General features: G+C 67.6%; 20 protein-coding genes and 1 tRNA gene. 13 read left to right on the top strand and 8 right to left on the bottom strand.

From position 1 onward, the window contains the following. Positions 1–144: 144 nt before the first annotated feature. On the top strand, positions 145–489 hold the full coding sequence (locus ACFWX1_RS03715; protein WP_378383435.1) for an MmcQ/YjbR family DNA-binding protein: 345 nt from the start codon (positions 145–147) through the stop codon (positions 487–489). On the opposite strand, the gene ACFWX1_RS03720 is transcribed toward ACFWX1_RS03715, so the two are convergent. Together ACFWX1_RS03720 and ACFWX1_RS03725 are read right to left on the bottom strand one after the other, a co-directional pair. Beyond that, positions 482–1,009 carry a GNAT family N-acetyltransferase gene (locus tag ACFWX1_RS03720; RefSeq protein WP_378383436.1) on the bottom strand — a complete coding sequence of 176 codons (528 nt, stop codon included), beginning with the start codon at positions 1,007–1,009 and terminating at the stop codon, positions 482–484. The two genes, ACFWX1_RS03715 and ACFWX1_RS03720, sit on opposite strands and share 8 nt — an antisense overlap. A 14-nt stretch (positions 1,010–1,023) precedes the next feature. Then, positions 1,024–1,401, bottom strand: a complete 378-nt coding sequence (locus tag ACFWX1_RS03725; protein WP_378383438.1) for a nitroreductase family deazaflavin-dependent oxidoreductase — start codon at positions 1,399–1,401, stop codon at positions 1,024–1,026. 115 nt (positions 1,402–1,516) lie between these two features. On the opposite strand from ACFWX1_RS03725, the gene ACFWX1_RS03730 reads away from it, so the two are divergent. The 3 genes from ACFWX1_RS03730 to ACFWX1_RS03740 all read left to right on the top strand — a co-directional run bounded on the left by ACFWX1_RS03730 (position 1,517) and on the right by ACFWX1_RS03740 (position 3,417). Further along, positions 1,517–2,167, top strand: a complete 651-nt coding sequence (locus ACFWX1_RS03730; RefSeq protein WP_378383440.1) for a hypothetical protein — start codon at positions 1,517–1,519, stop codon at positions 2,165–2,167. Between the two features lie 168 nt (positions 2,168–2,335). Then, positions 2,336–3,211 carry a type I restriction enzyme HsdR N-terminal domain-containing protein gene (locus tag ACFWX1_RS03735; RefSeq protein WP_378383442.1) on the top strand — a complete coding sequence of 292 codons (876 nt, stop codon included), beginning with the start codon at positions 2,336–2,338 and terminating at the stop codon, positions 3,209–3,211. A 26-nt stretch (positions 3,212–3,237) separates the two neighbouring features. Next, positions 3,238–3,417 (top strand): YegP family protein, encoded by a 180-nt coding sequence (locus tag ACFWX1_RS03740; protein WP_378383444.1) that lies wholly within the window; start codon positions 3,238–3,240, stop codon positions 3,415–3,417. Positions 3,418–3,502: 85 nt separating this feature from the next. Here the strand turns inward: ACFWX1_RS03740 and ACFWX1_RS03745 are convergent, their stop codons facing one another. Beyond that, positions 3,503–3,715, bottom strand: coding sequence for a hypothetical protein (locus tag ACFWX1_RS03745; protein WP_378383445.1), 213 nt, complete (start codon positions 3,713–3,715; stop codon positions 3,503–3,505). Between the two features lie 372 nt (positions 3,716–4,087). Here ACFWX1_RS03745 and ACFWX1_RS03750 point away from each other — a divergent pair, with 372 nt between their 5' ends. Continuing rightward, a complete protein-coding gene (locus ACFWX1_RS03750; protein WP_378383447.1) occupies positions 4,088–4,726 on the top strand; it encodes a hypothetical protein in 639 nt (212 codons plus the stop codon). Between the two features lie 76 nt (positions 4,727–4,802). Here the strand turns inward: ACFWX1_RS03750 and ACFWX1_RS03755 are convergent. Further along, positions 4,803–4,873, bottom strand: a tRNA-Gly gene (locus ACFWX1_RS03755). 131 nt (positions 4,874–5,004) lie between these two features. On the opposite strand from ACFWX1_RS03755, the gene ACFWX1_RS03760 reads away from it, so the two are divergent. Both ACFWX1_RS03760 and dcd read left to right on the top strand, forming a co-directional pair. Then, positions 5,005–6,222: an oxygenase MpaB family protein gene (locus ACFWX1_RS03760; RefSeq protein WP_378383449.1), complete on the top strand. Its 1,218-nt coding sequence runs from the start codon at positions 5,005–5,007 to the stop codon at positions 6,220–6,222. Positions 6,223–6,244: 22 nt separating this feature from the next. Next, positions 6,245–6,826 carry a dCTP deaminase gene (gene dcd, locus ACFWX1_RS03765; RefSeq protein WP_378326336.1) on the top strand — a complete coding sequence of 194 codons (582 nt, stop codon included), beginning with the start codon at positions 6,245–6,247 and terminating at the stop codon, positions 6,824–6,826. 12 nt (positions 6,827–6,838) lie between these two features. On the opposite strand, the gene ACFWX1_RS03770 is transcribed toward dcd, so the two are convergent. Continuing rightward, positions 6,839–8,032: an FAD-dependent oxidoreductase gene (locus tag ACFWX1_RS03770; protein ID WP_378383451.1), complete on the bottom strand. Its 1,194-nt coding sequence runs from the start codon at positions 8,030–8,032 to the stop codon at positions 6,839–6,841. Positions 8,033–8,105: 73 nt separating this feature from the next. Between ACFWX1_RS03770 and ACFWX1_RS03775 the strand changes: the two genes are divergently transcribed. The 6 genes from ACFWX1_RS03775 (at position 8,106) to ACFWX1_RS03800 (ending at position 19,533) form a co-directional block, all read left to right on the top strand. Beyond that, the gene (locus tag ACFWX1_RS03775; RefSeq protein WP_378383453.1) at positions 8,106–8,576 is read left to right on the top strand and encodes a MarR family winged helix-turn-helix transcriptional regulator; all 471 of its coding nucleotides are present in this window, start codon (positions 8,106–8,108) and stop codon (positions 8,574–8,576) included. A gap of 161 nt (positions 8,577–8,737) precedes the next feature. Further along, positions 8,738–15,484, top strand: a complete 6,747-nt coding sequence (locus tag ACFWX1_RS03780) for a hypothetical protein (protein ID WP_378383455.1) — start codon at positions 8,738–8,740, stop codon at positions 15,482–15,484. Between the two features lie 218 nt (positions 15,485–15,702). Further along, positions 15,703–16,869, top strand: coding sequence for a sensor histidine kinase (locus tag ACFWX1_RS03785; protein ID WP_378383457.1), 1,167 nt, complete (start codon positions 15,703–15,705; stop codon positions 16,867–16,869). Continuing rightward, a complete protein-coding gene (locus tag ACFWX1_RS03790) occupies positions 16,862–17,989 on the top strand; it encodes a hypothetical protein (protein WP_378383459.1) in 1,128 nt (375 codons plus the stop codon). The genes ACFWX1_RS03785 and ACFWX1_RS03790 overlap by 8 nt, the downstream gene beginning before the upstream one ends. Beyond that, positions 17,965–18,621, top strand: a complete 657-nt coding sequence (locus tag ACFWX1_RS03795) for a DNA-binding response regulator (protein ID WP_378383461.1) — start codon at positions 17,965–17,967, stop codon at positions 18,619–18,621. The genes ACFWX1_RS03790 and ACFWX1_RS03795 overlap by 25 nt, the downstream gene beginning before the upstream one ends. A gap of 204 nt (positions 18,622–18,825) precedes the next feature. Continuing rightward, positions 18,826–19,533: a CAP domain-containing protein gene (locus ACFWX1_RS03800; protein WP_378383463.1), complete on the top strand. Its 708-nt coding sequence runs from the start codon at positions 18,826–18,828 to the stop codon at positions 19,531–19,533. Here the strand turns inward: ACFWX1_RS03800 and ACFWX1_RS03805 are convergent. The 3 genes from ACFWX1_RS03805 to ACFWX1_RS03815 all read right to left on the bottom strand — a co-directional run. After that, positions 19,515–20,528 (bottom strand): cation diffusion facilitator family transporter, encoded by a 1,014-nt coding sequence (locus tag ACFWX1_RS03805; protein WP_378383465.1) that lies wholly within the window; start codon positions 20,526–20,528, stop codon positions 19,515–19,517. The two genes, ACFWX1_RS03800 and ACFWX1_RS03805, sit on opposite strands and share 19 nt — an antisense overlap. 28 nt (positions 20,529–20,556) lie before the next feature. Continuing rightward, on the bottom strand, positions 20,557–21,225 hold the full coding sequence (locus ACFWX1_RS03810) for a DUF742 domain-containing protein (protein WP_378383467.1): 669 nt from the start codon (positions 21,223–21,225) through the stop codon (positions 20,557–20,559). Positions 21,226–21,603: 378 nt separating this feature from the next. Further along, positions 21,604–22,462: hypothetical protein (locus tag ACFWX1_RS03815; protein ID WP_378383469.1), on the bottom strand; the 859-nt coding region annotated here is incomplete at its 5' end.

Consider the following 22,462-nt stretch of genomic DNA (forward strand, 5'->3'; position numbering starts at 1 on the left):
CCCGCGACCCCCCGCCGCCCCACGTAAAATCTCCTTCGCCTAGCGCCTGTGCCCCGTTATCCCATCCTACCCCCGCCCCCTGTTGGTGAAGGAGGCCTTCACGGACTTCCCATTTCGCCAAGACGTCCCGGGCATGATGGACCCATGACGACCTGGGAAGACGTCGTGCGGATGGCCTCGGAGCTGCCGGAGGTCACCGAGTCCACGTCGTACCGCACGCCCGCGCTGAAGGTGGCGGGCAAGACCTTCGGGCGGCTGCGCACCGAGGCCGAGGGCGGGCTCATGCTGATGTGCGGCCTCGACGAGAAGGCCGCGCTGCTCGACTCCGGCGACCCCGCCTTCTACACGACGCCGCATTACGACGGCTACGGCAGCATCCTCGTCGACCTGGAAAAGGTGGATGTGCGCCAGTTGCGCGAACTGATCGAGGACGCGTGGCTGCTCAAGGCCCCGCCGAAGGTCCGGAAGCTGCTTGACGAAGCTACGTGAGTTCGCCGTTGATCAGGCTCATCAGGATCATGTCGTACCGCTTGCCGTCGTCGCCGCGGAACGCCTCGCGATGCCTGCCGTCCTCGTGGAACCCGACCTTGCGGTAGACGTGCCGGGCCGCCTCGTTCTCGGCGACCACCCGCAGCGAGATCAGGTGCAGCCGCATGGAGTTGAAGCCGTACGCGCACATCACGCGCATCGCGTCGGTGGCGTAACCCTTGCCCCAGTGGTCTTTTTCGCCGATGTAGAGGTCCAGATCGGCGTTGCCGATCTCGGGTTCGGCGTCGCGGAGATCGATGATGCCGATGAACTTCCCTTCGGCGAGCGTTTCGATGCCGAGTACGACGTTGTCGTACGAATTCTCTTTGCGCTCCTCGCAGCGTTTGCGGAACTGCGCGAGGGACAGCGGGTGGCTGTTGACCATCCACCGCCCGATGTCGGGGTCGGAGTTCCAGCGGTACAGCGATTCGGCGTCGGACGGCTCCAGCGGACGCAGCCGGACCAGTTTCCCGCTCAGCATCGGGCCCCCTCGGTTCACTCCCGCTTGAGCAGCAGGAAGTCCTGGACGTCGATGAGCCCGAGGAACTGCCGGACCACGGGCGGCATCGCCTGACGTGACCCATCATGGACGACTTCCGGGTCGCGGACGACGTAGTTACGCCGCCGCGTGACGACTTCGCCCGTGCCCGCCGCGAGCAGGTTCTTCACCCAGTCGGCGTCCGGGCTGTACGTCAGCGCGACGACAAACCCTTCCGGCACACGGAAAACGTTGACCGGCGTCCGGTACTCCTTGCCCGAACGCCTGCCCTTGTGCACCACGATGCCGAAGCCCGGCATCCAGCCGACGACGTACTTCGCGATCCGGTTGGTGGCGACGCGGTTGAACCGGGCCACGCCTTTGGGGATGACCATGGACCCAGCATGACCGGCGACGCCCAGAAAATCAACAACTGTGGAATTAGGGCGGCGTGAGCCCTGATCGACACGGTGGAATGATGGCGTCGCCGGACCAACACGGGGAGCGTGCATGTCGACCGAATGGCCGCTGCGGCAACAGCCGGACGCACCGGTGCTCTTCGCCCGGTCCCTCGCCGCCGATCCTGGTCGCCTCGCCTTCGTCGTCCTCGACGATGACGACGAGTGGTTCATCAGCGACGGTTCCGAGTACTCCGACGACATGGAGTTCAACCGCGCCCAGTTCGGCTCGCTGCCGCTGCGCGACGCGCTGGCCCGCATCCCGGCACTGGCCGCGCTCGCGATCCTGCCGCCCGGCATGGCCGCCGACTGGGATCCGGTGCGGCGCACCTGGCTGCTGAGCTCCGTCGCCGATTCGGACGACGAAACCGAAGACCAGCGACACCGCCAAGCCCGCATCGCGGCCTGGCCCCACCCCGGCTCGCCGGTGGACGAGGTCCAGGTCAGCTCCGGCCTGGCCGAGATCCCGGCCGATCCGGCGACGTCGCCACGCGCCGTCCGCCAGGTCGTCCGGGAAGCCGACGGCACCTGGCTTTTCGTGGGCTTCGAGGTCCCCGAGGCCGTCGAGTTCGAGACCGAAGCCCTCGAGCTCGAACACGTCGTCCGCCTCTACCCGGACGTCGTGACCGTGCTGGCCGCCGCCCCGCTCCAGGTCTGGGATCGCGCGAACCCGCACAGCCCCTGGGAAATCGTCGAAGGCTGACCGGCATCGCGGTTCTTTTTGTTGGTTTGTTTCGCTCCTGATGTGGTTGTCTGATCTGCCAGCTGTGTAATCGATACAGATTTGATCATATGCATCAGGGCGTTGGCGGTTGCCTGCTTCGTGTAACGCAAGTACGGCAAATCGCGACCTGAAGTGGCATGAGTTGCGATGGCGCTCGACTCAAGTGGCCGGGTCGCCCAGGAGGTCTATGCGATGGATGGACTTGAGTTTCCGGCAGCGACGGGTTCACTAATGCGGCCCGAGAGTGGAAATTCCGAAGGGGTGTCAAGCGACGCGGGAGAAGTGCGCAAGCAGGAGATCCGCTCGTCCGATTCCAAGGTGGCTAGTTCGCGGAAGCCTGTGATGCCTAAATGGGAGGTCGTGGCACGTGAGCGTGCCAGGGTCGCAATACGTCGGTTCGCGAAGCCGTTGAACGATCTTGTCGATCGAGATGCCAACGAGGGTGACACGCGGTTGTTGGTGACCGACTTCCTCTGCGAAGGCCTCGGTTTCGACAAGTACGAAGATCTGACGACCGAGTACCAGGTGAAGGGTGAGTTTGCTGACTACGGCGTCCGGATCGATCGGCAGATGGTCGCCTTCATAGAAGTCAAACGCTGCACCCAGAAGCTCGGTGTCAGGCAATTGCGGCAAGTGCAGACCTATGCCGTCAACGAGGGCGTCGAGTGGATGGTCCTGACGAACGGACAGGTCTGGCAGGTGTGGCATCTCACCGGTGGGCTGCCGGTTCAGGTGGATATCGCGCTGGAGATCGATCTGCTCGCCGACGTCAGCACAGCCGCTAAAGCAAACTCCTTGTTCTACCTGTCGAAGGAAGCTGTGAAGCGGCGATTGCTCGACGACCTGTGGAAGGCAAAGGCGGCGACGGCGCCACGCTCTCTTGCGGCGGTCCTGACCACTGAGCCGGTTCTCGAATCCGTGCGCAAGGAGATTCGACGCCGGACGAACCACAACAGTGATGTGGAGGAGATCGAGAGGATTCTCAGGACGGAAGTCGTGCGTCCCGAGTTGTTGCAGGGCTGATCTGGTAAAGAGATGGAAGGTGTGCCATGTCGGGAAAGTTTGAAATCTACAAGGACAAGGCGGGACTCTTTCGGTTTCGGTTGAAGGCAGGAAACGGGGAGATCATCGCAGTCGGCGAGGCCTACAACGCGAAGGCTTCGGCGCAGAACGGAGTCGACTCGGTGAAGCGAAACGCGGCTGACGCACCGGTTGTCGATCTGACGTAGCGACCGCACGGCGACGCTGCGATCGGATGTGAGGTTCCCGGGGCCTCACATCGACCGCGCCGTCCAGATGGGTGGTCGGGGCCGGTCAGTTCGCCTTGCGGCGTACGTAGTAGGTGACCAGCCCGGCGATGCAGGCCATGGCCACGCCGCCCGCGATCATGCGTGCCGGGTAGTCGAGTCCCACGGCTGTGCCCGCCGCATTGGCGGCTCCACTGACCAGTAGTACCAGCCATAGCAACGCGGCGACCGCACCGCCACCGCGCCGCTGAACCTGTCCGGAATCGTTGTGATTGCTCATAGCTGCGAACCTACGAGCGGCAAGTGTGCGAACCCATCCCCTCGGCTACCGGGTCCGGGGTGGAGCCTGCTCCACTGGCGGGCGGAAGAAGGTATCCCGGGCTCACTGTTGTGCGACTGTCCAGACGAGTGCGGGGAAGATTTCGGTGTAACAACCGAGACGTTCGGTCGATCCAGGAGGAGACGCGACGTCACCGCGAACCCGGCTCGAAGCCGCCGCCGATCGATCCGGTTCGGTAGATGGCCGCTCGGTCGACGATGACGTGCGTATCCGCAGCGAGAGTGGAGGCCGCCAATGGACCAGTCGTCGTCTCAGAGTGTCCCTGTTCAGGCACGCCACGGGAGCCGGGTAGCGGGTCGTTGGTACTACCTCGTGGTGATCGCGACGGCAGGTGTGTTCGCGTGGGTGCCATTTCTCCATGCGGCCGTCAGGCTGAAAGCCGCCAAGGCGCGACTGCTCGCGTTGATATTCGGTGGGCTCGATGTCCTCGTGTACGTGTTGTTGCTGATCACTCCCCAAGACTCCCAAGGGCACACTGTCAACAGTCCCGTCAGCACAATCGGTGGCCTGCTCGCACTCGGCATTGTCATCGTCGGCTGCATCATGCTTGGGCCGCTGCGCCGCATGGTCTATGAAGGTGCGCCTGTCGATGCGGAAGGGCCCCGGCCGAACGTCGACCCGGCAATCGAGGCCGTCTTGGCCGCGCGCACCCGGCGCGATGAGGCCCGGAAACTCGCTGCGGACGATCCTCTGCTGGCGCGTGAGCTGCACATCGGGCGTCCCGACTTGGCCGGATCCTACGATGATGGCGGCCTGGTTGACCTCAACAGCGCGTCAGCCGAGGTGATCGCAGAGGTGTGCGGTATCCCGCTCCCGGTGGCAGTCACCATCGCCGATGTCGTCGAGCGGCGCGGCGAGCCGCTCTCCACGGTGGATGAGCTGTTCATCATCGCCGACCTTCCGGTGGCTACGTGGGACCGGATCCGGGATCGAGCTGTGCTGCTCCCTTGAGCCAACGGACTTCGAGGAAAAGACGAAAGCCCCAGGTCCACAGTGGACATCCACTGACCTGGGGCTTTCGGCTGAGAGCGGATGACGGGAATCGAACCCGCGTATTCAGCTTGGGAAGCTGATGTTCTACCATTGAACTACATCCGCAGTGTGTCGCCAGCATACACAACGCCGCGCTCCCCTTGTCGAGCCCCCTCTTCGTCGGTCACGACGGCTCTTGACGGCACGGCCGACAAGTGACAACACTTGTTGTCGACATTGAGGCGAGGTGGTCCCGGATGGCTGACAGGCTCCCCGATCCCGAGTTGTTCCGCCAAGGCGGGTTCCGGATCGCCACCCGGCTCTTCATCGACGGCGACATCCGTGGTGACGAGCGGCAGGTCGCCCGGCTTCGGGAGTTCGCGCAGGTTCAGGACCCGTTGGCGGACAACGTCGTCGCGTGGATGGCGCGGCAGCCCAAGGGAGCGGGGCGCGCGCGGTTCGAGGAAGCGCTTCAGGGCGGGATCGAGGCGCTCGACAGTCCGGCCGAGGAGCTCGAGGCGTTCTTCCGGCATGTCGAGGCGACGCCGTTCTGGGTGGACCAGGAACGCCTTCAGCGGGGCGCCAAGGCGATCACCAGGGCCGGGCTGCTCGGGCTGTTCCCGCTCGGTGACATGTCGTTGATGGGCGGGTATCTCGCGTCGCGGGCCACGAAATCGCTGGTCGGGACCGGGGAGATCCAGAACAAGGCGGCCAGGAGGCTGGTCGAGACCGCGACGTGGTGGCTCGACGTCACCACGCCGGGGGCGGTCGCGCCCGGCGAGCAGGGGTACGCGTCGGCGTTGCGGGTCAGGCTGGTGCACGCGCACGTCCGCGCCGCGATGAACCGGCGGCCCGACTGGGACTACGCGGCGTGGGACCGGCCGGTCAACCAGGTGCAGACCGCGGGCACGCTCCTGCTGTTCTCCCTGGTCTACGTCTTCGGTGTGCAGTTGCTCGGGCTGCGTTACTCCGCGCGCGAGCGCGCCGACATCCTGCATCTGTGGCGCTACATCGGCTGGCTGATGGGCGTCGACGAGGAGTTGCTGCCGGCGGACGAAGAGGACGCTTGGCGCCTGCTCTGGCTGCTCGCCGCCACCGAGTTCATCCCCGACGAGGACTCGAAACGCCTGGCGAAGGCGCTGACCGATACGCATCGGGCGTTCGGCGAGGGGTTCGGCGCGCTGGGCAAGGTCGTCTCGCATCTGTCCGTCGCGGTGCACTCGTCGATCAGCAGGCTCGTGCTCGGCAAGGTCAACGCCGACTTCCTGGAGCTGCCGAACGACCGGGTCGCGCAGGCTGCGGTGCTCGCGGTGGCCGGGGTCAACTTCGCCGCCGAGACGCTGCGCCGCTTCGTCCCGGGCGCCACGGCGTTGCAGGAGCGGATCGGCGAGGCCGGGCGCCGTGGTTACGCCCGGCGGCTCGGCAGGATCTTCGCCCCGGACACCACCTACGCACAGCACATGCGAGCGGCCTGATTCGCCCCGATAGGCTTCGTGCGTGCTGCTCAGTGACCGTGACCTCCGCAAACAGCTCGACGAAGGCCGTCTCGGCGTCGACCCCTTCGACCCGACCATGGTCCAGCCGTCCAGCATCGACGTCCGGCTAGACCGCTTCTTCCGGGTCTTCGACAACAGCAAGTACACCCACATCGACCCGCAGTTGCAGCAGGACGAGCTGACCTCGCTCGTCGAAAAGGAGGGCGAGGACCCGTTCGTGCTGCACCCCGGCGAGTTCGTCCTCGGCTCGACGTTCGAGACCGTCACGCTCGCCGACGACCTCGCCGGCCGCCTCGAGGGCAAGTCCTCCCTCGGCCGCCTCGGTCTGTTGACGCACTCGACAGCGGGCTTCATCGACCCCGGCTTCTCCGGGCACATCACGCTCGAGCTGTCCAACGTCGCGAATCTGCCGATCACCCTGTGGCCCGGCATGAAGATCGGCCAGCTCTGCATCTTCCGGCTGTCCAGCGCGGCGGAAAACCCGTACGGCTCCTCCGCGGCCGGGTCCCGCTACCAGGGGCAGCGGGGCCCGACGCCGAGCCGCGCGTACAAGAACTTCCACCGCGTGGACACCTGGCGCTAGCGCGGTCGAAACTCACGCCGCGACCGGGGCGTCCCAGTCGATGCGGTGGTTCCACATGAACTCGTTCGGGTCCCCGTCCGACGGCGGCTTTCGCAACGCCCGCTTGATGAACAGGTCGCGGAGCACCCGGCCGACCGGGCCGACGGCCTTCGCGTCGCCGTTCCGCTTGCCCTGAGCCACCACGGCCTCGACGCGCTCGCGACGCAGTCCTTCGTACGCGGCCAGCGCGCGTTCGACGCCCGGGACGTCGCGAAGGCACTTCGCCAGCGTGACGGCGTCTTCGATCGCCATCGACGCGCCCTGGCCCGCCGCCGGTGACGTCGCGTGCGCGGCGTCACCGATGATCACCATCGGGCCCTTCCGCCACACCGGCACGCTCGGGAAGTCGTAGGTCGCCCACGGCTGGTAGATCTCCCGCGTCGCACTCACGATGTCGACGGCAGGCGTGCGATCCCCGGCGAACAGGCGCACCAGTTCCGCGCGCCACCGTTCGCCGGTCATCCCGGCCAGCTCCGACTCGGTCGGCTCGGCCTTGTGCGGCACGTTCGCGAACCACCACACTCGGCCGTCCGGGTGCACGACGTGCGAGAAGAACGCGCGCTTCCCGAACACCATGTTCATCACGCCGGGCTCGTCGCCCAGCGAAAGCCCTTCGGCGAACCCGCCCGTGTTGAGCAGCGGCACGTACCGCGGCGACGGCGCGCCGGGGTCGATGATCCTGCGTACCCGCGAACGCAGGCCGTCCGCGCCGATCAGCAGGTCGCCCTCGGCGTGCGTGCGGTCGGCGAAGTCCGCGCGAACGCCCTCGGACAGCTGACTCGCCTCGATCAGCCGCTTGCCGTACTCCACCGGGATTCCCCGCCGCGACGCTTCGTCGCGCAAGGCCACGTAGAGGTCCGAGCGCAACACGGTCTGGCTCATCGTGCCGTCCGGCAGCGCGCCGAACGGGAACTCCGTGAGCCGGGTGCCGTTCCCCAGCCCCATGGACATCCGCGGCGTGTCGAAGCCGACGTCGCTGACCAGGTTTTTCAGGCCCAGCGGCCGGAGCGCGTCCATGCCGTTCACGGCCAGGGTGAGGAACGCGCCGACGCCCTCCGCACCCCGGTCGTAGGCCTCGTACAGCACCGGTTCGTGCCCGGTCTCGTGCAGCGCGATCGCGGTGATCGTGCCCGCGATGCCGCCCCCGATGATCAGCACTCGCGCCATATCTTTCTCCTCATCAAATCTCTTAGAAACTAATTCGTTCTGTCGAACTAAACAGTGGGCTAAACTCGTGCTCGTGTCAAGTGAGCGAGCTGAGCTGGTGGAAGAGCTCCTGGCCAGATCCCGGGAGCTGTCCACGGAGACGGTCATGTTCCACACCGCGATCGCGGAGCTGAACGGGCTCTCCACGGTCGAGAGCAAGATCAGCGACTACCTCGCGCGGCTCGGCCCGATGACGCCGAAGGAGCTGGCCCGGTACTCCGGGCTCGCCCCCGCGTCGGTGACGGCGCTGGTCGACCGGCTGGAGAAGAAGGGCATGGTTCGCCGGAAGCCCCATCCCGACGACCGGCGCAAGGTGCTCATCGAGTTCGACATGACGAGTGCCGAGGCCGCCGCGCCGCTGTGGGACCACCTGGTGACCTCGGTCCGGAAAGCGTGCGACCGCTACACCGCGGACGAACTCCGGTTGCTCATCGAGTTCGTCGCGACCGCCGCGGCGATCACCCATGAGTCGACCGGGAAGATCACCGGTCCCCTGACGGGGTGAGATTCATGCGCATCGGTGTCGAAAAGAGGGCGTAATTCACCGAGACGTGCAACGCTCCGAGCGTTGTCCGCTCCTTTTCGGGGGTTGCGCATATGTCGTGGTCGGGAAGATCGATCCGGTTCCTCGTGGTGCTGGCGTTACTTTTCGGTAGCACGGCTTTGGTGACCGGGAACCCGGCTTCGGCGGCGGTGGTGAAGCCGTTCGCCATGAACTACAACAAGGCCGTCTACGGCGATTTCCTCTACGCGGGGAATGGGGCGTTGCGGTGTCCGGTCCCGGCCGACTTCGCGCCGGCGACCGGGGTCGGCAACACCCCGGCGGCCTGTGCGGGCGGGGCCAATCGCGACAACACCACGGTCAACGACAACTACTTCATGCAGTGGTCCGACGTGGATTTCGATCCGGGGACTTTCGACTCGTCGAGGGCGAGCGTGACGATTCCCCCTGGCGCGAAAGTCGAGTTCGCCCGATTGAACTGGGCGGGTAACACGGGTGTGTACAACACCTATCCCGGTGTTGTGTCGCCGACGAAAATGTGCCAGGACCGCAACTTCCAGACGCCCGCGATCCCGCCGCCGGGAAGCCCGGACAGGCAGCCGGTGCGACTGACCGTCGGGGGCGGGAATTCGACCGACATCAGCCCGGCTTCGTACACCGCGGACCCGTCGAACACGTTCAGCGGAGGCCAGTATTACTCCGCCTACGCCGACGTCACGAGTCAGTTCGCGACCGCGCCGACCGGCTCGCCGCTGGAGCTGACGGTCGGCAATGTGTGGGCGCCCAAGGGTTTCGGCTGCATGGGTGGCTGGTCGATCGCGCTGGTGTACTCCTACCCCGAGCGGAATCCGGACTACGCGCCGAGCAAACGTGAGGTCTTCGTCTACGACGGTCACGTCCGGCAGAACAGCACCGACCCGACCACCAACGTCACCATCAGCGGATTCCGGGCCGCGGCCGCGGACGCGCACGTCGGTGTCACCGCATACGAGGGCGACTGGGGTATCCCGCGCGATACCTTCCTCATCAACGATCAGCCCACCTTCGAACCCGCGACCGGGGACGCCAGCAACTTCTTCATCTCCAACGCCGACGGCGCGAGCAACCCCGCGGTGAAGAACAACTACAGCGTCGACGCGAAGTCGTTCAACACCTCCGCGATTCCCGCGGGCGCGACCAGCGCGAAACTGGGTTTCAGCACCGGCGGCGACGCCTATCTCGCGCAGAACCTCGCCTTCTCGGTCCCGCTCCCCGAACTGCAGATCACCAAGACCGCGTCGCCGGAGGTCGTGCACGCCGGTGACCAGGTCACGTTCACGATCGTCGTGCGGAACCCGAGCGGCGCCGCGGCGAGCGGTGTCGAGGTCACCGATGACGCGTTCCCGGCGTGCTCGAAGAAGATCGGAGGTCTCGCGGGCGGCGCGACCACGAGATACACGTGTACCGCGACGGCGCCCGGTGACGACTTCTCCAACACCGCCAAGGTGACCGGCAGAAGCGCACTGGACGATCCGCTCGACGGCACGTCCACGGTGCAGGTCGACGTCATTCACCCGGCGATCGGGATCACCAAGAAAGCCGACAAACCGGCTTATCGAGCAGGCGACACCGTGACGTTCACCGTGACCGTCACCAATACCGGCGATGTCCCGCTGACCTCGGTGAACGTGGCCGATCCGAAGGCCGCGTCGTGTGCGCGAACCCTGCCGGGCACGCTCGCGCCCGGCGCCTCGCAGACCTTCACGTGTACCGCGAAGGCGCCGATCGCCGACGGCGTCAACACCGCGACCGTCACCGGCACCGACCCGCTCGGCAAGGTGGTGAACGCGAGTGCCGACGCGCCGGCGCCGACCATCGCGCCCGCCATCGAGGTGACGAAGTCCGCGAACCCGGCCGTGATCCACGCGGGCGAGCAAGTGACCTGGACGATCACGGTCAGGAACACCGGCGACAGCCCGCTCGATCCGGTGAAGCTGACCGACGACACCACGACGTCCTGCTCCCGCGCGTTCGGCGCGCTCGCGCCCGGTGCCTCGCAGACCTACACCTGTACGGCGAATCCGTCGAAGACCACGAAGAACACGGTGACCGCCACCGGCACCGACCGCTCGGGCCAGCCGGTCACCGCGACGGCGTCGGCCACCGTCACGGTGATCAACCCGGCACTGACGATCCAGAAGGACGCCAGTCCCGCCGTCGTCCGCACGGGCGACCAGATCACGTTCACCATCACGGTGACCAATGCCGGGGACGTCCCGCTCTCCGACGTCGCGGTGGCCGACGATCACACGCCGTCCTGCGTACGGACGTTCGGCACGCTCGCGCCCGGCGCGTCGCAGAAGTACACCTGCACCGCGCCCGCCCCGGCGGACGACTTCACGAACACCGCCACCGCGACCGGGAAGGACCAGACCGGGCGGGAGCTGAAGGTGACTGCCGACGCCAAGGTGGACGTCATCCATCCTGCTGTCGCGATCACGAAGAGCGCCTCGCCCGCGCAGGCTCGTGAGGGTGACACGGTGACGTTCACGATCGTCGTGACGAACACCGGTGACGTTCCGCTGGCTGGTGTCACGGTCGCGGATGACAAGGTCGCGGGCTGTGCGAAGACGTTGGGAACGCTTACCCCGCAAGGAAAGCAGACTTACAGCTGCACGGTGGTCGCGGGCGCGCAGGGCTTCACGAACACCGCGAAGGTGACGGGTACCGATCCGACGAACCGGCCGGTGGACGCCACCGCCGACGCGACGTTCACGGTGCTGCATCCGGGTCTCTCGATCGCCAAGGACGTCAAGGGCGGCCCGTTCCGCGCGGGTGACGCGGTGACCTTCACCATCACGGTGACGAACACCGGTGACGCGCCGTTGACCGCGGTGAAGGTGACCGATGATCTCGCCCCGGCGTGCGCGAAGACGTTCGACCGGCTGGAGCCGGGCGCCAAGCAGTCCTACGAGTGCACCATGACCGCGCCCGCGGACGACGTGGTGAACGTGGCCAACGTGACGGGCACGCCGCCGGTCGGGCCGCCGGTCACCTCGACCGACGACGCGAAGGTGGACGTCATCCACCCGGGTATCGCGATCACCAAGGACGCTGCGCCGAAGGTGGTGCGCCAGGGGGACACGGTGACGTTCACGATCACCGTGACGAACACCGGCGACAGCCAGTTGCGGGAGGTGTCGGTCGCCGACCGGATCGCTCCCCACTGCGGCAAGAGCCTGGGAACCCTTGAGCCGCAAGCGAAACAGACCTACACGTGCACGATGGTCGCCGGTAAGGACGACTTCACCAACACCGCCACGGCCACCGGTACCGACGTGACGAACCGGCCGGTGACGGCCACCGCGGACGCGGCCGTCGATGTCATCCACCCCGCTGTCGCGATCACGAAGACCGCGTCGCCCGCTCAGGTTCGCGAGGGTGACACGGTGACATTCACGATTGTCGTCACCAATACCGGCGATGTCCCGCTGACTGGTGTCACGGTCGCGGACGACAAGGTCGCGGGGTGTGCCAAGACGCTGGGAACTCTTGCCCCGCAAGGAAAGCAGACCTATACGTGCACGGTGGTCGCCGGTCCGCAGGGCTTCACGAACACCGCGAAGGTGACCGGCACCGATCCGACGAACCGGCCTGTGGACGCCACCGCCGACGCGACGTTCACGGTGCAGCGTCCGGCCGTCACGATCGTCAAGGAGGTGAAGGGCGGGCCGTTCCGCGAGGGCGACACGGTGTCCTTCCAGATCACCGTGAGGAACACCGGCGACGTGCCGCTGACCGGGGTGAAGGTCGCGGACCCGCTGGTGGCCGACTGCGCGCGGGCCTTCGACGGCGCGCTCGCCCCGGGCGCCACCTGGGGCTTCGGCTGCACCGGGAAGGCGCCGGCCGACGACTTCACCAACGTGGCGACGGTGACCGGCACACCGCCGGTGGGGCCGCCGGTGACGGCGACCGGCGAGGCCAAGGTGGACGTCATCCACCCGGGCATCGCGATCACCAAGGACGCCACGCCAAAGGTCGTCCGCGCGGGAGACACCGTGACGTTCACGATCACGGTGACGAACACCGGGGACAGCGCGCTGCGGGACGTGTTCGTCGCCGACCTGATCGCGCCGGACTGCGCGAAGCGCTTCGGAACCCTTGAGTCGCAAGCGAAGCAGACGTACACGTGCACGCTGGTGGCCGGGGAGAACGACTTCACCAACACCGCCACCGCCAACGGCACCGATGGGACGAACCGGCCGGTGACGGCGACGGCGGATGCGGCGGTCGACGTCATCCACCCGGCGATCACGATCACCAAGAGCGCGGCGCCGGCGCAGGTTCGCGAAGGCGACACGGTGATGTTCACCATCGTCGTCAAGAACACCGGGGACGTTCCGCTCACCGCTGTGTCCGTTGTGGACGATCGGACGCCGTCGTGTGCGCACAACGTCGCCTCGCTCGCGGCGGGCGCGGAAGAGAAGTACACGTGCAGCCTGGTCGCGGGCGCCGACGGGTTCACGAACACCGCGAAGGTGACCGGCACCGACCCGACGAAGCGTCCGGTCACAGCGACCGGCGACGCGACGTTCACCGTGCTGCACCCGGGCTTGTCGATCGCCAAGGACGTCAAGGGCGGCCCGTTCCGCGAGGGCGACACGGTGACGTTCACGATCGTCGTCACCAACACCGGCGACTCGCCGCTGACCGCGGTCAAGGTGACCGACGACTTGGCCCCGGCCTGCGCGAAGGCGTTCGATCGACTGGAGCCGGGCGCGAAGCAGACCTACGAGTGCACCATGACCGCGCCCGCCGACGACGTGGTGAACGTGGCCAAGGTGACCGGCACGCCACCGACCGGGCCGCCGATCACCGCGACCGACGACGCGAAGGTCGACGTCATCCACCCGGCCGTCACGATCACCAAGGACGCTTCGCCGAAGGTGGTGCGTGCGGGTGACACAGTGACGTTCACGATCGTCGTCAAGAACACCGGGGACGCGCCGCTGACCAAGGTGTCCGTTGTGGACGATCAGGCGCCGTCGTGTGCCAGGACGTTCGACTCGCTCGACGTCGGTGTGGTGCAGACTTACCAGTGCTCGATGATCGCGCCGGAGGACGACTTCTCCAATGTCGTGAAGGTGACCGGGACGCCTCCGGTCGGGCCGCCGGTGACCGCGACCGGCACCGCGACGGTGGACGTCGTGTACCCGGCCATCGCGATCATGAAGGACGCCGCGCCGTACCAGGTCCGCGAGGGCGACACGGTGACCTTCACCATCCTGGTCAAGAACATCGGGAACGCGCCGCTCACCGATGTGTCCGTTGTGGACGACAAGACTCCGTCCTGTGCCAGGAACTTCCCGTCGCTGGCACCCGACGCCGAGCAGAAGTTCACCTGCACGGCCATCGCGGGGGCGCAGGGCTTCACGAACGTCGCCAAGGCGACCGGCACGGATCCGACCAAGCGGACCGTGACCGCGTCCGACGACGCGTCGTTCGTCGTGCAGCACCCCGGCGTGACGATCACCAAGACCGCGAAGGACGGGCCGTTCCGCACGGGCGATTCGGTGCCGTTCGAGATCGTGGTGACCAACAGCGGTGACGTCGAACTGCACAACGTGCGAGTCGCCGACAGCGTCGCGCCCGAATGCGCGCGCACCTTCGATTCCTTGCCGGTGAACGGGATCCAGCGGTACGCGTGCACGATGACCGCGCCCGCCGACGACGTCACCAACGTCGCGAAGGTGACCGGGACACCGCCGGTCGGATCACCGGTCTCGAAAGAGAGCAGTGCTCGCGTCGATGTCATCCACCCGGCGGTGAAGATCACCAAGGATGTCGAACCGAGGCAGGTCCGGCCGGGCGAGCAGGTCACGTTCAGCCTGTCGGTGACCAACACCGGCGACGTGCCGCTGACCAAGGTGTCCGTTGTGGACGACAAGACGCCGTCGTGTGCGTTCACTGTGGACACTCTCGCGGTTGGTGCGACGGAGACCAGGACGTGTTCGATCTCCGCGCGCCAGGACGTCACGAACGTCGCGACCGTGACCGGGGACGATCCGACCGGGCGGCCGGTGACGGACTCGGCCAAGACGTCGGTCGACGTCATCGGCCCCGGCCTCACCGTGACCAAGACCGGTCCGGCGAAACCCGTGCTGCCGGGCCAGAAGGTCACGTTCACGGTCGTCGTGAAGAACACCGGCGACGTCACTCTCACCGACGTCACACTCGACGACAAAGTAGCGCCCGGCTGCTCGAAGAACGTGGGGACGCTCAAGCCGGACGAGTCGGCCGCGCCGGTCACCTGCGAGGTGACCATGGGCGAAAACGACATCACCAACACCGTGCGCGCGACCGGTAAGGACCCGACGGGCAAACCGGTGGACTCGACCGCCGACGCCGTGGCGAAGGTGGCCAAGCCCGGCATCGACCTGGTGAAGAAGGGTGACGCGTCGGTGCGCGCGGGCGGCACGGCGACGTTCAAGCTGACCGTGACCAACACCGGCAACGTCGACCTCGTCGCGCTGGAGCTGACCGACCCGGCGTTCCCGGCGTGCGACCGGTCCTTCGCGCGGCTGGCCGTCGGCGAGCACCAGGAATGGACGTGCACCGCGACCGCGCCGCAGTCCGGCGAGCTGACCAACTTCGCGACCGTGACCGGCAAACCGGACACCGAGCAGCCCGGCGATCCGGTGAAGGACACCGACAGCGTCACGATCAAGGTGATCACCCCGCCGCCGACGACGAACCCGACCGTCCCGCCGGGACCCGGCACCCCGGTCACGCCGCCGGGACCGAACCCGCCCCCGCTGCCGAACACCGGCTATGACCCGTGGCCGACCGCCTTCACCGGTATGGGCCTGCTCGCGGGCGGCGTGCTCTTGTTGCTGCTCCGGCCCCTCCGGAACAGGCGCGGACGTTCCTAGTCCGCGGGCGGACGCTCCGCCAGGTGCCTGAAAACCCCGGACTCGGCAACGCGGTGACACAACTTCGCGTTACCAATCCGACCGAAAGCAGGCGGAGACGGACTGCAGCCGATCGGCTTGCAGGCACCCGTTTCCGCCGTAGCTGCCGTTGGATTGGTAACGAATGACACAGTATGTTCAGTGACCGAGTGGCAGCTACGGACCGTGGAGCGTGTCGGATGACCCAGCCGCGGACGGACGGCCGAGGTTCGTCCCGCGGCGCGGCCGAGCTGAGCGAGCGCAACCTGAACCTGGCCATCGCGCGGTACGCCGTGTTCGTCCGTTCCGCCGTGGTCGCCGTATGCGCGCTGCTCGGTATCTTCGCGGCTCCGGCCGATCATCGGGCGCTGACCGCGGTGTTCGTCGCGGTCGCCGTCGCGTGGAGTGCCGCGTCGGCAGTCTTGGCCCGGCGCGAGGTGCCGGTGTTCGTCGTCGCCGCGCTCGGGGCGGTGGCGCTGCTCGTCATCGGGTTCGGCCAGCTCGTGATCGGGCCGCAGCCGGTCGACAGCTGGGTATTCGTCACGGTCTCCATCACCGCCTCGATGAGCCAGTTCGAATGGGGCACCAGACCGGGGATCGGAGTCTTCCTCGCCCTGCTCGGCGTCGGCGGTTACGTCGCGGGCACGGCGTTCGCCGCGTCCGGACAGGTCGGGGACATGCTGGGGCCGGTGAGCCGGATCCTCGTCGAGACCACCCTCGCCAGGATCGGTTACGTCGTGGTCCGGTCGAAGGCACGTACCGCGGGACGCATCATCGAACGGGCGGCGGCTCGTCGTCTCGACGCCTCGGTCGCGGCGGCCCGGCGCGCGAGCGAGCGCGAGTATCTGGCCACTTTGCACGACACGGCCAGCGCGACGTTACTGATGGTCTCGGTGGGCGCGCATCAGGATCGCCCGGCCTGGCTGCCCGAGCGCGCGGAACGGGATCTGGAGGCGCTCGCCACCGTGCCGAGCGCCGGTGCCAGCCGGATCGACCTGGCCGCGCTGCTGGGCACTGTCGGCGACCATCGGGCGGTGCGCGTCGAAACGGATCTCGGCGACGAACTGGTGCTGCCCGCCGCTCCGGCGATCGGGATCCTGCACGGCGTCCGCGAGGCGGTGGGCAACGTCGAGCGGCACGCCGGGGTCGGCACGGCGACCTTGCGTGCCGAGCGAGACGGCGGTGGCCGGATCGTCGTCGAACTGCGGGACCGGGGCAGCGGGTTCGACCCGGACGGCGTTTCGCCGCACCGGCGCGGTATTTCGGTGTCCATTGTGGAGCGAATGGCGAACACCGGTGGCCGGGCGACGGTCCGGTCCGCGCCGGGCGCGGGTACCGCGGTGCGGTGGGTGTGGCCGGATGACTGACCTCGTCGCGCGCCCCGCCCAGCAGATCCAGGACCGATTGCTCACCGGCGGCCGGATCGGGACGCTCACCGTCGCGGTGACGGTGCAGTTCGTGCTGTGCCTCCCGCAACTGCTCGCGAGCCGCGACCGGTTCCTCGCGCTGTGGCCGGAGTTCGTCGCGTTCGGGATGCTGACCGCGGTCGCCGCCGGCGCCGTGTGGTTCCTGGTCCGCGGCAAGGAGATGTCCCTCGTCGTCCGGTGGACCGGCGCGGGAGTCGTGCTGCTGGCGTCCGTGCTGGCTTCCGCCGTCGTCCCGCCCGGCGAGTATCTGGGCCCGCCGCACTGGATCTTCGGCATCGTCGGCTGGTACGGCCTGGTGTTGCTGTTCGACCTCCCGGCAGCCGCGCTCGTCGGCTTTCTCGTCGCGCATCAGCTGCTGACCTTCGCCGAACTCGTCGTGGTCGGCCCGCCGCATCACCTGGTGTTGGCTCCGATGGCGATCACCGCGGTGTCGGTCGGCGGCTTTCAGCTCGCGGTGGGACTGGCCGCACAGGTGTTGCGGCGCACGGCCGCGGCGGCGGGTGACGCGGCCGCCGAGGAGGAACGGATCCGCACCCAGGACCAGATCGCCGAGCACCTGCACCGGGATCACCACGCGCGGTACACCACGTTGCTCAGCACGACGATCCCGCTGCTCGCCGGGCTCGCCCACGGTTCGCTCGATCCGGCCGACGAGGACGTCCGGCGCCGCTGCGCGATCGAAGCCGCCAGGATGCGGCGGCTGTTCGCGGAGAGCGACGAGGTGTCCGACCGGCTGGTGCACGAGCTGCTGGCGTGCGTCGACGTGGCCGAACGCAACGGCGTGCTGGTGCAGTTCGCCGTCCGCGGTGAGCCTCGGCGATTGCCGAGGGAAGTGCGCCGCGAGCTGCTCGACCCGGTCGCTGCCGCGCTCGCGTCGGCCGTTTCGAGTGCGCGGGCGACCGTGACGAGGACGCGGGACCGTGTGCGGGTGAGCGTTGTCAGCGACGCGCGGCGGCGGCCGCAGACCGGTCGCGAGCCCCGGCACGTCGAGGTCAATACCGTGTTCGACGAGACGCGGCTGTGGGTGGAGGCGATATGGCGACCGACGTCATCACGGTGACCGTGATCGACGACCACCCGGCCATCGTCGCCGGTGTCGAGCACTGGTACGCCACCGCCGACCCGCCGATCCGCGTGGTCGCCACCGGGAACTCGGTGAAGGCCGCGTGGACCCCGCCGGGTGACTCGGCCAGCGTCGTCGTGTTCGACCTGCAGCTGTCCAGCCACGGGTCGCCGTCCTACGGCGAGCTGCGCCGGCTCGTCGACAGTGGACGGCAGGTCATCGTCTACACCATGCGGGACGACGAGCAGGCCGCGCTGACCTGCCTCGACATCGGCGCGTTCACGTTCCTCACCAAGGCGGAGGGCAAGGAACACCTCGTCGCGGCGACTGTCGCGGCCGCGCAGGACCTGCCCTACACGCCGCCCGCGCTGGCGGGCGCCTTCGGCACGAACAGCCGATCGGACCGGCCGCGGTTGTCGGACCGCGAGGAATCCGTGCTGGTGGAGTGGTTCCAGAGCGAGTCGAAGGAACTCGTCGCGGAGAAGCTCGGCATCACCGTCCGGACCGTCAACACCTATCTGGACCGGGTGCGCATCAAGTACGCCAACGTCGGCAGGCAGGCCAGGACCAAGGCCGCGCTGGTCGCCCGCGCGATCCAGGACGGCCTCGTGGAAGTGGACGATCTCTAGCGTTGTGGGTCGAGCGACCGGCACACCTTCCGGCTCCGTCGGCCTAGTTTGGGTGCCAAGGGGGTCGGTCGGTACTCGCCGGGGAGGGGCGAGTACCGACCGTGGTTCACCGCGACGGCTGCGACTTTTGGGGGCTGTCGCCGTAATCGTTTCGTGATACGTTCCCGTGCCGTGTCCCCCATTAGTGGTAGAAGTCGCGTACTCATGGTGTCACTGAGTGTTCTCATCGGCGGGCTTGCGGCCGGTGGTGGGACGCTGTGGCTGCACCAAGGATCCGGCGCGGACACAGTGGGTAATTCCGCCTTGGCGTTGCGCGTTCCGGACACCCGGGGCGGTGCTCAAGTGCGGTCCGCGGGGCCGCAGGGGCTGCCGTCCGGCGCGACGACCTCGGCGCCGGCGACGTCCGGCGCGCCGGAAACCACGCCCTCGAAGGACGAGAAGCCGCCGACGTCCGAGACGCCGACCTCCAGCGCGAGCCCGGCGTCGCAGGCTCCGGCCTCGACGCCGAGCACGAGCCAGCCCAAGCCGAAGGCCGCCCCGTCCGGCGGCCCGGCGAGTCAGGTCGTCGACCTCGTCAACGACGAACGCGCCAAGGCGGGCTGCGGGCCCGTCTCCGCGGAGTCACACCTGGCCGCGGCCGCCCAGGGCCACAGCGACGACATGTCCGCCCGCGACTACTTTTCGCACAACAGCCCGGAAGGCACCACGTTCGACCAGCGCATCCGCGACGCCGGCTACGCCAAGCCCGGCGCGGAGAACATCGCGAAGGGCGCGACCACCGCGGCCAAGGTCATGCAGATGTGGATGAACTCCAGCGGGCACCGCGCGAACATCCTCAACTGCTCGCTGACCCGTCTCGGCGTCGGGGTCACGACCGACGGCTGGTACTGGACTCAAGACTTCGGGTACTGAGTCCAGTTCGTCTCGCCGTAGCGGGCCAGCACGGTCGCGCGTAGTTCCGGATCCGTCCGCGGCACCGGTTCGATGAACACCTCGGTGACGTCGTTGCACAGCTCGGTCAGCTCACCGGCCATCCGCACACAGGCGCGTTCGACGTCGGCGGCGCCGAGCGCGTCGTTGAAGTCCACCCGCGCGCATACCAGGACCTGGTCGGTACCCATCAGCATCGTCTGCAGGTCGACGACCGCCTCGATCTCCGGAGCCGCCGCGAGATGGTCGCGGATGCCGAACACGATCGACGGATCCGCCTGCCTGCCGATGAGCAGACCGCGGTTCGTCCGGCCGAGCAGGTACGCGACGCACGCGAGCAGCAGTCCGATCGCGATCGACGCGAGTCCGTCCCACACCGACGAACCGGTGAGCTGGTGCAGCCCGAGGCCCGCGAACGCCAGTACCAGGCCGATCAACGCGGCGGAGTCCTCGAACAACACGGTCTTCGGCGCCGGGTCGTCGATCAGCCGCAGGTATGTCCACAGTGGCCGGTTCTCCGCTCGTGCCTCGGAGCGCACCTGCCGGAAGGACTGTACCCACGACACCGATTCCAGCGCGAAAGCCAGTGCCAGCACGATGTAGCCGACCAGCGGCCGGGTCTGCTCCGCGCTCTCCCCGAACACGGTCGAGAAGCCTTCGTAGAACGCGAACATCGAACCGGACGCGAAAATCGAGACGGCGGCGAGCAGGGACCAGAAGTACCGCTCCTTGCCGTAGCCGAACGGATGCTTCCGGTCGGCGGGACGGGCGGACCGCTTCAACGCCGTCAGCAGCAGGACTTCGGTGAAGGTGTCCGCCACCGAGTGGGCCGCCTCGGACAGCATCGCCGCGGAGCCGGTGAGGATCCCGGCCACCAGCTTCATCACCGCGATGGCGAGGTTCACCCCGCCTGCCAGCAACACGGTCAGCGTGCTCTCGCCGCCGGATTCCGCCGGGGCCTCGGATTCCTTGCTCACGTGCGGAAGCGTAATGCGCGCGCGGCTTTTACAACCGGTGAAGCCCGTGAAGCACCCGCTCGAGCAGTGCCAGCGCGGGCTTGCCGTCGTCCTGGTTCGTTTCGTGGATCGTGACGAGCCCGAGGTCGGCCATGTCGTCGATCAGGATGCGGGCGACGCCGAGCGGGACACTCAGCGTCGCGGCGACCTCGGCGACCGACCGTGGCTGGTGGCAGACCCGGCGCACCGAGCGGAATTCGCCGGGCACCTGCGTGCTGTTCCACCGCGCGCTGGAACAGCTCGAGACGAGTGCTTCGATCGCCAGATGCCGGCGTGCCTGCGTGCGGCCCCGGGTCAGGACATACGGCCGGACGAGCGTGCGTGAACCGAACGGACCCGAGTCGGCCAGATCCGCCTCCAGCGCCCAGTCCTCGTTCTGCTGCTGGCAGGCGGGCGCGGGTTCGGGGAGCGTCTCGGCTTCGGTGATCACCTCGACCGGGTCCGGAAGTGACGGCTTTTCCGGGCCGCGCTTCGGTTCCTGTCGCTTCGGGACGTGCTGTTCCGGAACTTGCTGTTTCGGGACTTCGGTCAGCCTGGCCGCGGCACGCGCCGAAGGAAACCGCGCCCCGGCGCGGCCGACGACCGAGCGCGCGGGCAGGGTGGGACGTTCGGGTGCGGACAGTGGTGACGCCGGGGTATCGGGAGCGTGGCGGGCCACCTGCGCGGCGGTCGGAAAACGTGCGCCGGAGCGACCGGCCGATCCCCTTTCCCGGTGCCCACCCATGTCGCTTGTGCCCCCCGTTTTCTCGGTCGCCGTACTTGTCCCGCGGGCAACGCTGGCTGCAAGGAAACGTCAGGATACGCCCGTTGTCCAGTCCCCTGAACGGCATTAACAGGATTGCGCCGAGTGGGTGACGAAAAATTGTGACGAGGCGGCGGGAAAACGTTTGCTTCGTATTCACTGCACGGACGTGCGGAGTTGTGCGCGGGATGTGCGGACGGCCGTGCAGATCAGCAGCGCGAGCAATCCGGCGACCAGTACCGACTGCTCGGTCACGGCGCCGGGGCCTGCGCCGAGGGCGGGGCCGAAACCCAGTCAGCAGTAAGTGATCGCGGCTCCCGCGGCGAGCGGGAACGCCGGTGGCCGCAGCCGCAGGACGGCGAACACGGTCAGTGATTCGAGGCCGAGCATGAGCACGGTCGTGAGCCATGCCGAACTGAACCATTCTGAATTGCGCATGACCACCTGAAACGCGGAACTCGCACCGAGTCCAAACGCGAAAGCTGCCCATCCGTTAATGCGCGGTACCCCCGGAAGTGGTAAGCGAAAAACACGCAGCGCGACGACGATCAGCGCGCCGGCGATGACCGCCGAGGCCGTCGGCTGGGCCGGATGTGCGAGAAAATGCCGCGGTCCCATGAACAGTGAAACTGTGAATGTCGCGGCCGCGCCGATGACGAGCAGTACCGTCCACAGTGTGATCCCCGGCGGGCGCAGCCAGGGTTCGCGGCCGAACAGTGCTTCGGTGATCGCGATCGGCGTCGCCATGCTCCAGACGACGTGGAGGGGCAGCACGTACACCGTCCAAGGTCCCGCGATGCCGAGACCCGGGATGAAGCCCTCGTCCAGCAGATGTGCGTTGGCGTAGTCCGGATTGAACAGTGACTGGGTCAGCAGTCCTTCTTCGAGGACGGCGTAGGCGAGCGACAGGATGAGTATCGTCGGCCGGCCGCGCCCGGTGCGTCGCGCGATCTCGCGGATGAGGATCGCGCCCGCGCCGTAGAGGGCGACGAACAGCGCGAACATTCCGGCCTGCCGGAAGGTCGGTGGCCCTGCCAAATATTGGTCGCCCAGCAGAAATTCCGCGGTGAACGGTGCGAGGAAGGCGATGGTCGAGAGAGCTGAAGTGGGGGGTGGGAGGGCGTGGCGAGTCTGGGCGTCTCGGAGCGCGTGG

Origin of the sequence: Amycolatopsis sp. NPDC059021 (assembly GCF_042739895.1) — a bacterium.
Lineage (GTDB): Bacteria > Actinomycetota > Actinomycetes > Mycobacteriales > Pseudonocardiaceae > Amycolatopsis.